A 14,627-nucleotide genomic window follows, 5' to 3' on the forward strand; every position below is an offset into this window, starting at 1 on the left:
CCCGTTTCACGTATATATACGCGGTGCGTGTTTCCTAGCAAAATTCTTTCTATGCGGAGGACGACAGCAAAATTCCCGCGCTCCGTATCCTAAAAATCGCCGCAAAAGCGGTGCAAAAGTCACGACAAGATCGGCATAAAATCGGTTTAAAATTACGGCCAGATCGCCGTAAAATTTTATGCAAAGCGCGTATGAACTCAAAGAGCGTAAATTTTGCTCTGAAAAATCCTTACGGTAAAATTTCGCCGCTAAAAGCTCGTTCAAAGCTCGCCAAAAGAGTGCAAAAAGACTAAAAAGCCGCCGAAAAATCCTCGCGCTGAAATTACGCCCGCAAATTTCTCCCGGTAAAATCGCTTTGGATATGGGGTGGGCTTTGAACTCGCGGCAAATTTTCCGGGCTAAATTTTACGCAAAATCCGCATTAAACCTGCAAAATTTATCGTAAATTTCTCCGAGCGGTTTTCGCGCTTTATGAAATTTCCAGCACGATCTCCTTTTTTAGCCCGATCTGTTTGATCTCAAGCACGGAAGCGCCGCCCAAACGCAGCGCAAGCACCTCCGCCTCGCTGCAGGCACGAGCAAGGGCTATTTCGCGCAACACCTTGCCGCGCCAAGCCTTGGCGTAGTGGCTCAGCACCTTGCCGCCTTTTATGAAACTAAAACTCAAATATTGGCGCTTCATCTCATAAAATTTTTCGTAAAATCCCGCGCGCAGATCCACGACGCACTCATCCGCCAGATACCGATCCAGCGCAGCGGAGAAGCTATCGCGATAAAATTTCGCCGCGTCTATGCCGCCAAATTTTTCGCCCTGCTTGAGCTTATAATTCGGCAGCGCGTCGCCGCCCAGCACGGGGCCGAAAAGGTTTGAAAAAATTATCGTGTTTCGCTCCGCAAACTCCCGCGCCCCGGTGCTTAGCGACGCGTAGCCTAGGGCGCGATACGCGGTGCCGGTGTAGCGCAAAAGCGCCTTCGCGCAGCCTTTTTCAAAGATGTTTTCGCGCAGGGATGCATCCCATTTTTTCAACCCGAAAAGCTTGCAAAGCTCCGCCTCGCTCGCTTTATCCACGAAATCCGCATAGGCGCGCAGCATCTGCAGGCGCTTTTCGTAAAGATCTGCAAAGATGAAATTTCGCTCGCAAATGCGCGTGCTGCCGCTTTGCTCGCTTTTCATCTCGCTTGGGGAAAATAAAATCTTCATACGCTCTCCTTAAAATTTGCTCATTTTACTAAAATTTTGCTTGCATTAAGCCCGTCTAGGCTCGCGCCGCCCGCTCAAATTTAAGCTAAGCAGCGTATAATGGCGCTAAAAATTCCAAGGACGAAAATGCTTTTAGAAGAGCCGCTTTTTTACTACCGCGAAATTTTAAAAACGCATCCGCAAAGCTACCTCGCAGAGGACGACGCTCAGGTCATCATCGGCATCGATTGCGATTATTTCGACGGATTTAAGATGAGCTTTGAGGCGCTAAAGCTTAAATTTGATGAGGTAAAAAACGCAAAAGCGGGTGCAAGCGAGTTTAAAAACGCGAGCTTTGCCGGGTTTTTCGGCGTTTTGGGCTACGACATCGTGCGCGCGTTCGAAAATATCGGCTCGCCAAAACAGGCGCTGTATAACTTCCCGCCGTTTTTTTACGCCGACGCCGCAAACTACCTGCATTACGATAAAATCAGCAAAATTTACGATTTTTACGGCAAAGACGCCCAAATTTACGAAAGCCTGCGCGAGCTTAGATTGCAAGCCTCGCAGCAAAGCTCCGCCGAAGAGGGAGCTGCGCCCCAGAGCGCCGCAAGAACGGATGCCGCGATAAAGGGCGGCTCGAAATTACAAAACGCGGCGAAACCTGCGCCGCAGAAAAGAGAGCTTAAATTTAAAATTTTAACCGATCTTGGCGCCGAGGAGTCGCATTTTAGCGAGATGGTCGAAGAAGCGAAAGAAAAGATAAAAAGCGGCGACGTGTTTCAGGTCGTGCTGGGCGAAATTTTAAAAATCGGCACGAATCTCGGCAGTTTGGAGTTTTACGAGCGACTCAAAAAGAATAATCCAAGCCCCTATATGTTTCACTTTCCGACGCCCTACGGCTGCGTCGCGGGCTCCAGCCCCGAGCTCATTATGGAGATCAAAAAGGACGAAATTTTTGTAGCTCCCATCGCGGGCACCCGCAGCAGAGGCGCGAATGCTGAAGCCGACGCGGCGCTTGAGCGCGAGCTTTTAAGCGACGAAAAGGAGCTTGCGGAGCATCGGATGCTGATCGATTTAGCTCGCAACGACATCGGCAAATTCGCTGCGCCAGCCTCGGTGCGGGTGCAAAACGCGATGCGCGTCGTGCGTTACGAAAGCGTGATGCACATCGTAAGCGAGGTCTATGGCAGCAAGCCGCGCGGGGTGAGCGCGTTTGAGGTGCTTGGCACGATCTTTCCTGCGGGCACTCTAAGCGGTAGCCCGAAGATCCGCGCGATGCAGATCATAAACGAGCTGGAGCGCTACGAGCGCGGTATATACGGCGGCGGAATCGGGTTTTGGCGCTTTAGCGGCGACGTGATGCAGGCGATCTTGATTCGCTCGGCGATCTTTGTAAATCGCGACGCGCAAAATTCCTGCTCGGACGAGAATTTTAAACGAAATTCCTGTTTAAATTTAGACGCTGCTTGCGGCGGGATAAATTCCCAAGCGATGGAGCTTTGCGACGGTGAAAATCCCGAGACGACAGAGCTTTGCGGAGCTGCGGCGCAAAATGGTAGCGGTGAGGCGCAAAATTTACCGGCTCGCGCAAGCGAGCGCGATGCGAGATTAAATTTAAAAGCTTGCGCAGGCGGCGGGACGCAAAATTTAGAAAGCGGGCCGAGCTTTAGCTGCGCGATGCGGTTTGAGGCCGTTAAATTTAACGCGGAAAATTTCGGCTGCGAAGGGCTAAGTAATCTCGTATTTATCGGCGCGGGCGCAGGTATCGTTTACGACAGCTCGCCAAAGAGCGAATACGCGGAGATCTGCAAAAAGCGCAAAAGCCCGCTCAAAGCTATCGAGGAGCTATGTGAGGAAGTTTAGACGCTTTAAATTTAGCTAGCCGGGCGCGCCGCTTGCTTCGGCACGCTGTTCGCTTCGGCTAAATTTAAAAGCGTGATCGCTGCGAGAGCGTTAAAATTTAACGGCGAGCTTCATTCGGTATCGTAAAGCGCGCAACGTCACGACAGATGCGGTAATGCCGCAGCCGCGAGCGGAATCTTAAATTTAGCCCGCAAGCGACGCTAAAGCGGCATCGGATTTGTCCGCCGCAAAGTGGTTAAATTTAAACTATTTAGAATTTTAAAGAGGCGCAAACGCCATAAAAAAGGATAGAACTTTGATTTTAATGATAGATAATTACGACAGCTTCGTTTTTAATATTTATCAATACATTTTGGAGTTAAGCGATGAGGAGGTGCGCTACTTCCGCAACGACGAGATAACGCTAGAGCGGGTGCGCGAGCTTGCCCCGTCGCACATAATCCTAAGCCCGGGGCCAAATCATCCAAAAGATAGCGGCGTCTGCTTAGAGATTTTGCGCGCGGATTTGGACGTGCCGATTTTAGGCGTGTGCTTGGGGCATCAGGCGATCGGATATGCGGCGGGCGCGGAGATAAAGCAGCTGGAGGTGCCGCTTCACGGCAAGAGCTCGGTGATCGAAATTTTCAATGACGGCGTGCTTTTTAGCGGGCTGCCGCGTAAATTCGAAGTGATGCGCTACCACTCGCTTTATGTGGACGAAGCGACGCTACCGCGCGAGTTTGAAATTTTAGCAAAGAGCGAAAATGACGGCATTATAATGGCGATGAAGCACCGAAGCAAGCCTGTTTTCGGCATTCAATTTCATCCCGAGAGCTTTTTTACGCAATACGGCAAAAAGATCATCGAAAATTTCATCAATTACGGCAAAAAGATAATTTTAAAGGAGAAACTCGTGGTAAATTTCGCCCCGTTTATGTTGAAGCTACAAAAGGGCTTCCCGCTAGATAGCGACGATTACGCCGTCATTTGCAAGGCGCTTTACGAGCAGGATTACGACATCGTGCAGCTTGCGGGACTACTCGTGCTGATCAGCGAAAAATCGCTCTATCCGAGCAGTCTCACGGCGCTCGTGCGCAGTATCTTAAAATACTCGATCACCTACGACGATCCGAGCCCGATGTTTGACATCGTAGGCACCGGCGGCGATAGGCTAAAAACGATCAATATCTCAACGACCGTGGCCTTTATCGCGGCAAGCTTCGGCGTACGCGTCGCCAAGCACGGCAACCGCGCGATTACCAGCAGATCGGGCAGCTCCGATGCTCTGGATGCTCTGGGCGTGCCGCTACTTAGCGATCTTGCGCAGATTAGGGCGCTGCTAGATCGCACGGGGCTAGCGTTTTTTCACGCGCCGTTTTTTCACAAGATCACCGCCGAGGTCAAAGAGGTGCGAAACCGCCTAAAAATCGGCACCGTCTTTAATATAATGGGGCCGCTTCTAAATCCAAATTTAAGCCTAAGCAATCAGATCGTAGGCAATTATCTGGAGGAAGTAAACGGGCTCATCGCCGAAACGTTGATGATTTTGGGGCGCAAGCACGCTCTGGTGGTGCACGGTATGGACGGCATGGACGAAATCAGTCTGTGCGACGAGACGCTAATCCACGAGGTCAAGGACGGCAAAATTTTAGAATACCGCGTAAATCCCGAGCAGTTCGGCTTCGCTCGGGTATTTCACAGCGATATCGAAGGTGGCGACGGCGAAGCTAATGCCGAGATTTTAAAGCAAATTTTAAAAGGCGAGCTGAACGGGCCGAAATTTGATATCGTAGTGCTAAATGCGATGTTTGCGCTATACTGCGCGGATGTCGCGGCAAGCCCTGCGGAGGCTAAGCCGCTCATTTTAGAGGCGATCAAATCGGGCAAAACGTGGAAATTTTACGAAAACTACGTAGGAGCGAGAGCTTAGATGGCTAGCGGCGAAAAGAGGGAGTTTTTAAGCGAGCAGCTCATTAGCTATTTGGGTAATAAGCGCTCGCTGCTAGCGCCGATAGAGCGGGCGATCTGCGAAATCAAAGCGGAGCTTGGGCGGGACAAGATCAGCTTCGCAGACGTCTTTAGCGGCAGCGGCATCGTCGCGCGCCTTGCCAAAGCGCACTCAAACCTCGTGATCGCAAACGACTTGGAGGGCTACTCGCGCGCGATAAACTCCTGCTATCTTTCAAATTTTAGTGATGAGCTATGGCGAGAATTGAGCGAGCTGCACGCCGAAATTTTAAGAAATTTTACGCCGGAGGAGAGTTTTTTTAGCGAGCTGTACGCGCCGAAGGACGACCTGGATATCAAGGCGGGCGAGCGCGCTTTTTACACGCGCCGAAACGCCCTGATTTTGGGCGGGCTTTGCGAGCAGATTGGTAAAATCCCGCAAAAATTTCGCGATTTTTTCACCGCGCCGCTGCTTAGCGAGGCGAGTATCCACTCAAACACGGGCGGCGTTTTTAAGGGCTTTTACAAGGACAAAGCGGGCGTAGGCAAGTTCGGCGGCAGCGGCGAAAACGCGCTAGCTCGCATAATGGGCGAGATTTCCTTGCGCCTGCCCGTGCTTTCAAGCTTCGCCTGCGAAAGCGCAGTCTTTCAAGAGGATGCCGCGCGCTTTGCACAGAGCGTGCGCGAGCGCTTTTCACAGCTTGACGTCGCGTATTTTGATCCGCCCTACAATCAGCACCCCTACGGCTCGAACTATTTCATGCTAAATTTGATCACGGATTTTATAAACGAAGGAAAGCGCCCAAATGTCGCAGAGCTTAGCAAGGTCTCGGGAATCCCCGCAGACTGGAACCGCTCGGCGTACAACAAAAAATCAAGCGCTGCTGAGGAATTTTTCGCGCTGCTGGCCAAATTTCCGGCGAAATTTTTAATAATCTCTTTTAATTCCGAGGGCTTTATCTCGAAAGCGGAATTTTTAAAAAACCTCGCGCACATCGGCTCCATGCGCACGATAGAGATCCGCTATCCGACCTACCGCGCGAGCAGAAATTTAAATGCGCGCGAGCTTTACGTGACGGAATTTTTATATGTCGTGCGAAAGTAAGATCAAAATTTGCGGAATCAAAAGCGCCGCCGAAGCCCGTGCGGTGCTGGCGTGCAGTTCGGCTTTATACGCAGCGAACGACGCCAAAAATTTACCGCAATCAGGCAGCGAGAGCTCGATAAAAACTCCAAATTTTTGCGGCGAAAATTCTGGGCGGAATTTTAATTCGGATGCCGAGAATTCTACGCGAAATTTCAATTCTGACAGCCAAAATTCCGCACAAAATTTTAATCAGGACGGCGAGAATTTTACCTGCCGCGCACAAAATCATGCAAATTTTACGTCCGAGCAAAATTCTAATTGCAATAAAAATTTTGGCAGCGATTCGCGAAATCTGGGCGACGGCTCAGGCGCGCGCGTGGAATTTTTAGGCGTGATCTTCGTATCAAGCTCCAAACGCCGCGTTAGCGTAGAAACAGCGCGCAAGATCGCGCGTATCGCGCATGAAAACGGCGCAAAGTGCGTTGGAGTTTTTGCTTTGAGCTCCGAAAAACACGCCGCCGCGTGCGAATGTAAAAATTTTGGCGGCAAAACTCGCGGCGAAGAAATTTGTGAAGATAAAATTTATGCAGACACGAGCGGCGGCTTAAAATTTTACGAAAACGAGCGCGACGATTTGAGCGTAAATTTAAACGCAAACTGCGCCGCACCTGCTTCAGTAAAGGATCTAAATTCTGAAATTTTAGATACGGAAGCTTTAGACGAGGAGCAAATTTTAAAAATTTGCGAGGCTTGCGAGCTGGACTGCGCTCAGATTTATGGACACATAAGCGCGGACTTTAAAACGCGCCTCAACGCGGCGGGCATCGAGGCATGGCAGGTGCTAAGCATCGGCGCTGAGATGCCGCCGCTTGAGGGTTTGAGCTGCGATCGGATATTATTTGACGCCAAAGGGGCGAGCCTGGGCGGTAACGGCGTGAGCTTCGACTGGGATCTGTTGCTATGCGCAGGGCTTGGCTGCGAAGGACAATACGGCGCGCCACGTGATGAAAAATATTGCGCGGGTAGCGCAACTCAAAACATAGACGACACAAAATACGACTCGGCTAGCGGGCGTTGCGATACGCAAAACGACACAGCAAGTAACGAAAAATACTACGTAGCAGGCACAATGCAAGGCGCTGGCGACACAAGGAGCCATCTTAAACATAGCGCGATCTGTAGCGGATATAGCGAGGGGAATTTAAAGCGCGATAAAAATGGCGACTGCAACAATTCCTGCGCGGAGCATAGCGAAAACGGAAATTTAAAGCTCGAAAGAGTAAGTAACGTTTGCTGTGCCTCTAATAGTAACGAAGTGAGCGAACGCGCACATGATATTGTTCGATCGAGCAATATAAAACAAGAAACGAGCGCCGATCGTCGCGCCGCAAAGAATGACGATGAGTGCAAATTTAGTGCGTGTGCTACCGCTCGGCTGAGTGGTGTAAGACCCGCAAACGAAGGCGTCAATGATCAAGGTGCAAGCGACTATGAGGCGAGTGCGCCAAATACTTCAAATGACGACGGCGAAGTGGACAAGCTGGGTGCCACAAAAGATGATAGTGCGGATAAACATGGTACTGCTGCTAAAAACGGTGCGATCTCTTTTATTCTTGCAGGCGGCATCGGCGCGCAAAATATCCGTGAGGCACTCGCACTGCGCCCATACGCTATCGATCTAAACAGCCGCGTGGAGGACGCGCGAGGCATTAAAGATCCGAAAAAGATAAGCGAAATTTTGCGAATTTTAAAAAATGCGCAAGGCTGATCTCCGTGTGCAAACTCGCGCGATAGTTATATCTAAATCAAGCGCGTATAAGGAGGAACCAAATGCGTAATGACCAAATTGCTAGGTTTGGCATAAACAAAACGCGGTATGATAAAAATATAAAGGATTTCTTGCAAAATAAAAATTGCGATAAGCGAAATTTGGCGGGCGGTAGGCTGAAATTTGCGAGCAATTGCGGGCAAAATTCTATAAATGCCAACGAGCAAAATTTTACGAATGCCGTTGAACAAAAATCGCAAAGCAATCTCTCTTGCGCCGCTGATACACCCTCGCAAAATTTTAAAACTCAAGCAAGGGATTACGACAAAGAGCCGATAATCATAAAAGACAACTCGATAGAGATGATTAAATTTTATTCGCCATTTCTGTATTTTCTTAATTTCATAGATTTTGGAACAAGGCAAGACTCGCCAAGATCCGTTAAACGCTGGCTAGAACTTTCGGATAAATTTGGCACCTGCTATATAAAATTTAAAAATTCAGTTATCGAATATTATTCAGAGAAAAAGAGGGCGACTCTATACTCTATAAATTTATCCGAAATAATTGCAATAAAACGCACCTTTGGACCGTCTACTTTTAAAATGACGAAAAAAGGTAAAATTTCAACATTTTTTGTCGCGTTCGTGTGGATAATCCTTTTATCTTTGGTAGTAACTTTTAAAAATAAAATTTCTTATGGAATTTTAATTGTGCCGATTTCCTTATTTTTGGCGTTTGCGCCCTTAATCATATTTAGATTTAAGAAAAATTTGGGATTTGACATAGGTAACGACAGCCTTATTTTTATGAGCAACGGTAATTATATCGAAGCAAGCATACTAACAAGTAAAGAATACAGGGAACTAAAGACATATTTTCTACTCAAAACAGGGAAAAATTTAGATAAAATCCAGCCGCAAATTTTTGTGTAGACTATAAAGAATAAAAGATGAATAAAAAACAGAGGCTTGAGAAGCTAAAGAAAATTCTAAATGAACGGCGTCAAAATTTAGAGCAGGGTTCAGGGCGGAATTTTGATGCCGAAAATTTTAACAGTAAGAATTCTAAATTTGAAAAACTCACGGATGACTCTACGATAAATACAAACGAAAAATCTAATAAATTTGAACAAAATCCGAGTTGCGCTAGTGATTACAATAAAGAGCCTTTGGTGGTCAAAGATAGGACGAATTTTTATATAGTTCTTGCTACGGTATGCACGCTTGCGATTATGATTTTTATGTATTCATACGAACCCAATCAAACTAGATATAATCAGCTTTTTATAGTATTTCCATTTTTCGGATTGCCTATAATAATGGAATATTTTACAAATTTTTACAATAAGAAACTTGTAAAATTTTATAATGATCGAGTTACTTATTATACAAATAAAATGCCCGAAAAAACTATATTCTTAGATGATCTTAAGGATGTACAAAGAGCCTATTTTGCAAGAGATAATGAGTGGCTTAGGAGGCAAGGCGCTTTTTATAGATTTCTCTTTAAATTTGAACCATACACTACGATAATCGCTTTTTTATTGATCTGCATATTGGTATTAGCTATCGGCGTAAGAAAATATATAGAAACAGGTAGTTCCAAAGTAATTTTTATATTAATATTGACGTTTTTGTTTTTATTCATCTCAAAATTTATATATTTTTTGGTTTTTAAATTTCAACTTAGATTTATATTCTACGATAATATAATAATCCGAGGCAAGGATAAAGATATCGCCTTTACGATAGAAACTATGGATGACTACGTTAGGATAAAAGAATTTTTTATGAGGACAAAAGACATTGATTTGGATAAGACCGAGCGCCACGTATGGCTGGATTTTAATTAATAATTAAAGAGTTTTAAATGAAAAAAGCCTCAAACGGCAAAGCCTTTAAATTTTAAAATTTAAAGGAGCGACTCTTAAAAATTGATCGTAATCTTTCTTGCACGGAATATATTTTTATCATTTGCTTTATCACGTTATGAATACGGCTACAAATTCTTAAATTCCATCTCTAGCTGCTTGCGCCAATCTTACAGCGAGCGCTCTGCTCCAGCAGCGTATTTCTTTATAAGTACGCCGCCAGAGCTTGATCAGATACGCTGCCTATGTATTCGATTGATCTCTTAGATTGAATATCAGCTTTAAGCGTTACGTCTTTGAAAAATCCCCACGTAAAGCGCGAAAACAAAACCAATCGCAACCGCGTAAGGAGCGAACTCGGTGATACCTTTGGCCGAACTTGCGAGCAAGAAATTGTGCGCGATCGCAGCGCCCGCCGCCATGCCGATGACGAAGACGCCCGAGCTTAAATTTCCCGTCCCGGCCTGCACCAGATGCTTACCCGGGCAGCCCTCGCTGAGGCTAAAGCAAAGTCCTGCGAGAACCATGCCTAAGAAATTCCAAACGAAATCGTTATGTGCGATAGGCTGGCCATCAAAGCCGAGTTTGTATTGCCCAAACGCGATATTTGCGATGCTCGCAAACACGATGACGCTTAGCACGCCCCAAAACATCGAGAAATCGCCGCTGAAAATTTTGCCGAACGCGCCGACGCTGCAAAATTTGCTCTTGTGCATCAAGGCGCCCACGATAATGCCCGCAGCCAGCGAGATGCCTACCGCTGCGTGTTGCGCGCCGGGGCCTTTAGCGGAGATAAAAAGTGCGCTGCCCTCGCCCGTTTTGAGTCCGAAAACCAAAGCCGCAAGCAGCGCAGCGCCCAGTAGCACGGGCAAAATTCCGATCGCGCCGCTAAGTCTTGCCTCTTTGCTCGCCTCATAGCCGCGCTTTTTAAGCAAAAACCCGATCGCTACGCCGCAGATCAGACCCGCTAACCCGGCTAGCGCAGTCAAATCGCCGCCGCCTAGGCGCAAAAACGCGCGCCACGGACATCCCAAAAATACAAGGCAGCCGATCATCGCGAAAATCCCTAGGAAAAATTTCGCAAACGGCGAGCTGCCGGTAACCGGCGCAAACTCGCGCGTCCAAAGCACGCTTGCCAAAAAGCCGCCGAACACGAGCCCTATGATCTCGGGTCGGACGTATTGCACCGCGCTAGCTCGGTGAAAGCCCAGCGCGCCCGTGGTATCGCGCAAAAAACAAGCGACGCAAACGCCCATATTGCCCGGGTTTCCCAAATGCACCAGCGTCGCACCCAGCACGCCTAGCACGGCGCCTGCGATGATGTACCATTTAACGTTATTCATGAAAAAGTCCTGAAATAATCTAGATCGACCGATCTCTTAGGCGCGATTTTATCCTTTGTAAAATAAAAAGCAAATAAATTCCGATCTAAATTTTAAAAAGCAAGAATCCTATCCATACTTAAAAATGACTAAAAATAGAATTTAAAAAGTAGTTAAAACGGGGTTCGGACATACGAAGCCAGTCTTAACTATAGAATTTTACTTAAATATAAATAAACCAACCTTAATTTCTCGCACGAAGTCGGAAATTATATTTTACATACGGTCGCAAAGCCCGCAAGTTATGAAATTTCTCGCCTCATTAATCGATAGCGTTGGAGCTTTTTAATACCACTAGATGTTTTTTGCCTGCGAAGCTTAGCACTACGGCAGCATTATTTTCGTCGATCTCGCGCACCAGCTCTACTCGCACATCGCTAGGTCTTGCGGTATCCGAGCTAAGCAGCTCATTTTCTAAAATGCTTTTAAATGCCGAAACTTTGGGCTCTTTTGCATCCGATCTTTCTTTTGCTCCCTCGCAAAATTCCATCGTGCCACTCTCGACAGGGCTTACTTTAAGCGGCGAAATTTTATCCGCTGCCCTTATATTCTCGGCGCTCTCAGAGCTTTCGTCCGCCTCCGTAGCTTCCGAACGCTCGGCACGCGCAACCTCATCGTAAAATTTATCGTGGGCACTCTCTTCGCTCACATTCTCGCCTCTGAAAAAATCTGCGCTATCTACGCTTTTTGAGTCATTGGAATTTTTGGAATTTAAAGCAGAGGTCTCATCTTTCTTCGCAAACTCTTGCGCGTCAGAATAATTTGCGTTCTTTGATCCGCTCTGATTTTTAAAAGAGGAGTCGTTTAAAATTTCATCGATGCCCACTTCGTCCACATCGGCATCCTCCATGCTAGCGTCGTCTTCAAAAACCCGCCATGTCTCGTCTATACTTTTTTGCGGCTTGTGTGATAAAAATTTCCGCACGCCGACGAAAGCCGCAGCCGCAAGCAGTAGCGCTACGATTATCGGCATTACAGAAACTCCGCTACTACCGCTTTGCGCCGTCTCATTCGCTTCACTTTTGACGCTCATCTTGCTTTGATCGAAAGCGGGGTTTTTTACGCGCAAAATGAGCTTTAAATCATCGTCTTGGGAGTGGGCATCTACTAAAAGATCGGCTCCGGTGGGGAAATTTATCTCGATATCCTTACCCTTAGGCGCTATCGTAAAGCTTTTTAAGACCTTTTGATTAGTGCGCATCTCGTTAAATTTCTCATCGCCGCCAAGCCCCTTTAAAATGAGGCTCATCGACTGCCCATTAACTATGCGTGCAATATTGTTAGGCTTATAGGCAGAGTCAAACGCCAAAACGATGTCGACGCTGTCGTCGTGGTTGAAAAGATCGTATTGCATCAGATTGGCGCCGAGGCAAAAATTTGCGATTAAAATCAAAAATATCTTTTTCATGCTCTTTCCGTTAGTTAAAAAGTTCGGCGATCTTGCCTTGCAGCTCGCGCCCGCCGTAGTTCGCGCATAAATTTACGATCGCGGTGCCTATGATAGCGCCGTCTGCGTATTCTTTCGCGGCGCGAACGTCGCCGGCAGTGCGGATACCAAAGCCGATCGCTACGGGCAGATCGCTCATCTTTTTAAGATCGGCGACCATATTTTTTAGGCGCGAGATCGGAGTTTGCTTGCTTCCTGTCACGCCGATAGCGCCTACGCCGTAGATGAAGCCTCGCGCGCGGCTCAAAACTCGCGCGGCGCGGTGCTCGCTCGTAACGCTGATAAGCGGGATGAGCGCGATACCGAACTCCTCGCAAAGCACGAAAATTTCTTCGTTTTCCTCATACGGCAGATCGGGGATTATTAGTCCGCTGATGCCGTAGCGCGCCGCCTGCGCTACAAACTCGCGCGCGCCGTAGGCAAAGACCACGTTGTAATATACCAAAAACACAAGCGGCTTGCGCGTTTGCACACCTTTTAAAATTTCAAATACCTTCTCCGCGTTTACGCCGTTTTGCACCGCGGAAAAGCTCGCCTTAAAAATTTCGGGACCGTCTGCGAGCGGATCGGAATAAGGAATGCCGATCTCAAGCAGGTCGATCACGCTTTCGTCTAAATTTGACAAAAACTCCTTCGTGTGCGCTGGGCTCGGATATCCCGCTACGATGTAGCCGATGTTTGCCTTTTTGCCGGAAAAGGCCGCCTTGATCTTATCCATAAATCGTTCCTTTTTTATAATTCATCACGGTATCCATATCCTTATCGCCCCTGCCGCTTACGTTTACGACAATCGTTTTTTTGCCTTTTAACTGCGGACAGAGCTTTTGCAAATACGCTAACGCGTGCGCGCTTTCGATCGCGGGGATAATGCCCTCAAGCCTACAGAGCAGTTTAAGCGCCGTGATGCACTCATCGTCGGTTACCGCTTCATATTTTGCGCGACTTATCTCGTGCAGATGCGCGTGCTCAGGGCCTACGCCCGGATAATCAAGCCCCGCCGAGATGCTGTGAACAGGCTCGATCATGCCGAATTTATCCTGCAGTACGATCGTTTTCATGCCGTGTATGATGCCCGCGCGCCCGTTAGTAATAGTCGCTGCATGATAAGGGGTATGTGCGCCCAAGCCGCCCGCTTCGACGCCGATGAGTTGCACGGCGGGATCGTCCACGAACGCGCTAAAAATTCCTATCGCATTGCTTCCGCCGCCCACGCAAGCTAGGACGTAGTCGGCTTTGATCCCCTTGCTTGCGAGCTGCGATCTGGTCTCGGCGCCGATGACGCTTTGAAAATCCCTAACCATCTTAGGATACGGATGCGGTCCGACCGCCGAGCCGATGACGTAAAATACGCTCTCGATCTCGTTCACCCACGCCTGAATCGCCGCGGTGGTCGCCTCTTTGAGCGTTTTTAAACCGGTGCCGATTTTGATTAAATTTGCGCCCAGAAGCTGCATCCTAAAGGCGTTGAGCTGCTGGCGCGCCGCATCGGTCTCGCCCATATACACATCGCACTCAAGCCCAAATAGCGCCGCTGCCGTCGCCGTCGCCACGCCATGCTGCCCCGCGCCGGTTTCGGCGATGATCTTTTTTTTGCCCATTTTTTTGGCGAGCAACGCTTGCGCTAGGGCGTTATTGATCTTATGAGCGCCCGTGTGGTTAAGATCCTCGCGCTTTAGATAAATTTCATGCCCGTAGTGCTCGCTAAGACGCGCGGCGTAATATAACGGCGTCGGACGCCCAGCGTATTCGCGCAGCAAGTAACCCAGCTCGTCTTTAAATTCCTTCGTCTGCGCTATGGTGTTGTACGCCTCCTCCAGCTCCTCAAGCGCAAACATCGCCGTCTCAGGCACGAATTGCCCGCCGAAACTCCCGAAATACGCCTTTTTATTCATCCTATCTCCTCGCATTAAATCGTAGGATTATATAAAATTTCGCGTTAAATTTCGCTTTTTTGACGACACCTTTTGTGGCGCTATTTTAAAATTTATCGGATATGCAGCCGTAAAAACGCACGGCGCAAGATAGTAAATTTTAAAATTGTAGCTAATATTTTGCTTGATGAGTAGCCTTAGCTTCGTAAATTTGAATGATTTGTGAA

The 14,627-nt window shown here is 47.9% G+C and carries 11 protein-coding genes; 6 read left to right on the plus strand and 5 right to left on the minus strand.

Annotated features, from left to right (window positions below; genetic code table 11):
• Positions 1-469: 469 nt before the first annotated feature.
• The gene (locus tag Q0460_RS08850) at positions 470-1,201 is read right to left on the minus strand and encodes a YaaA family protein (protein WP_299086400.1); all 732 of its coding nucleotides are present in this window, start codon (positions 1,199-1,201) and stop codon (positions 470-472) included.
• A 126-nt stretch (positions 1,202-1,327) separates the two neighbouring features.
• On the opposite strand from Q0460_RS08850, the gene Q0460_RS08855 reads away from it, so the two are divergent.
• The 6 genes from Q0460_RS08855 to Q0460_RS08880 all read left to right on the plus strand — a co-directional run bounded on the left by Q0460_RS08855 (position 1,328) and on the right by Q0460_RS08880 (position 9,682).
• Positions 1,328-3,046, plus strand: a complete 1,719-nt coding sequence (locus Q0460_RS08855; RefSeq protein ID WP_299086401.1) for an anthranilate synthase component I family protein — start codon at positions 1,328-1,330, stop codon at positions 3,044-3,046.
• A 295-nt stretch (positions 3,047-3,341) separates the two neighbouring features.
• Complete coding sequence (gene trpD, locus Q0460_RS08860) at positions 3,342-4,955, plus strand: anthranilate phosphoribosyltransferase (protein ID WP_299086402.1); 1,614 nt, start codon at positions 3,342-3,344, stop codon at positions 4,953-4,955.
• Positions 4,956-6,077 carry a DNA adenine methylase gene (locus Q0460_RS08865; protein WP_299086403.1) on the plus strand — a complete coding sequence of 374 codons (1,122 nt, stop codon included), beginning with the start codon at positions 4,956-4,958 and terminating at the stop codon, positions 6,075-6,077.
• Positions 6,061-7,827: a hypothetical protein gene (locus Q0460_RS08870; protein WP_299086404.1), complete on the plus strand. Its 1,767-nt coding sequence runs from the start codon at positions 6,061-6,063 to the stop codon at positions 7,825-7,827. Before Q0460_RS08865 ends, Q0460_RS08870 begins: the two co-directional genes overlap by 17 nt.
• Before the next feature lie 62 nt (positions 7,828-7,889).
• Positions 7,890-8,762: a hypothetical protein gene (locus tag Q0460_RS08875; protein ID WP_299086405.1), complete on the plus strand. Its 873-nt coding sequence runs from the start codon at positions 7,890-7,892 to the stop codon at positions 8,760-8,762.
• Positions 8,763-8,779: 17 nt separating this feature from the next.
• Positions 8,780-9,682, plus strand: a complete 903-nt coding sequence (locus tag Q0460_RS08880) for a hypothetical protein (protein WP_299086406.1) — start codon at positions 8,780-8,782, stop codon at positions 9,680-9,682.
• A 299-nt stretch (positions 9,683-9,981) separates the two neighbouring features.
• Here the strand turns inward: Q0460_RS08880 and yedE are convergent, their stop codons facing one another.
• The 4 genes from yedE to trpB all read right to left on the minus strand — a co-directional run bounded on the left by yedE (position 9,982) and on the right by trpB (position 14,421).
• Positions 9,982-11,043 carry a YedE family putative selenium transporter gene (yedE, locus tag Q0460_RS08885; RefSeq protein ID WP_299086407.1) on the minus strand — a complete coding sequence of 354 codons (1,062 nt, stop codon included), beginning with the start codon at positions 11,041-11,043 and terminating at the stop codon, positions 9,982-9,984.
• Between the two features lie 301 nt (positions 11,044-11,344).
• Complete coding sequence (locus tag Q0460_RS08890; RefSeq protein WP_299086408.1) at positions 11,345-12,490, minus strand: hypothetical protein; 1,146 nt, start codon at positions 12,488-12,490, stop codon at positions 11,345-11,347.
• 10 nt (positions 12,491-12,500) lie between these two features.
• Positions 12,501-13,247, minus strand: a complete 747-nt coding sequence (trpA, locus tag Q0460_RS08895) for a tryptophan synthase subunit alpha (protein WP_299086409.1) — start codon at positions 13,245-13,247, stop codon at positions 12,501-12,503.
• Positions 13,240-14,421, minus strand: coding sequence for a tryptophan synthase subunit beta (trpB, locus tag Q0460_RS08900; protein WP_299086410.1), 1,182 nt, complete (start codon positions 14,419-14,421; stop codon positions 13,240-13,242). Before trpB ends, trpA begins: the two co-directional genes overlap by 8 nt.
• Between the last annotated feature and the right edge of the window lie 206 nt (positions 14,422-14,627).

It is taken from the genome of uncultured Campylobacter sp. (assembly GCF_937980635.1).
Classification (GTDB): Bacteria; Campylobacterota; Campylobacteria; order Campylobacterales; family Campylobacteraceae; genus Campylobacter_B.

Bases quoted from the DNA above. Each gene is read 5' to 3' on its own strand.
- yedE (WP_299086407.1), bottom strand. From the start codon at position 11,043: ATGAATAACGTTAAATGGTACATCATCGCAGGCGCCGTGCTAGGCGTG.
- Q0460_RS08850 (WP_299086400.1), bottom strand. From the start codon at position 1,201: ATGAAGATTTTATTTTCCCCAAGCGAGATGAAAAGCGAGCAAAGCGGC.
- Q0460_RS08865 (WP_299086403.1), top strand. From the start codon at position 4,956: ATGGCTAGCGGCGAAAAGAGGGAGTTTTTAAGCGAGCAGCTCATTAGC.
- trpA (WP_299086409.1), bottom strand. From the start codon at position 13,247: ATGGATAAGATCAAGGCGGCCTTTTCCGGCAAAAAGGCAAACATCGGC.
- Q0460_RS08855 (WP_299086401.1), top strand. From the start codon at position 1,328: ATGCTTTTAGAAGAGCCGCTTTTTTACTACCGCGAAATTTTAAAAACG.
- Q0460_RS08870 (WP_299086404.1), top strand. From the start codon at position 6,061: ATGTCGTGCGAAAGTAAGATCAAAATTTGCGGAATCAAAAGCGCCGCC.
- Q0460_RS08890 (WP_299086408.1), bottom strand. From the start codon at position 12,490: ATGAAAAAGATATTTTTGATTTTAATCGCAAATTTTTGCCTCGGCGCC.
- trpB (WP_299086410.1), bottom strand. From the start codon at position 14,421: ATGAATAAAAAGGCGTATTTCGGGAGTTTCGGCGGGCAATTCGTGCCT.
- Q0460_RS08875 (WP_299086405.1), top strand. From the start codon at position 7,890: ATGCGTAATGACCAAATTGCTAGGTTTGGCATAAACAAAACGCGGTAT.
- Q0460_RS08880 (WP_299086406.1), top strand. From the start codon at position 8,780: ATGAATAAAAAACAGAGGCTTGAGAAGCTAAAGAAAATTCTAAATGAA.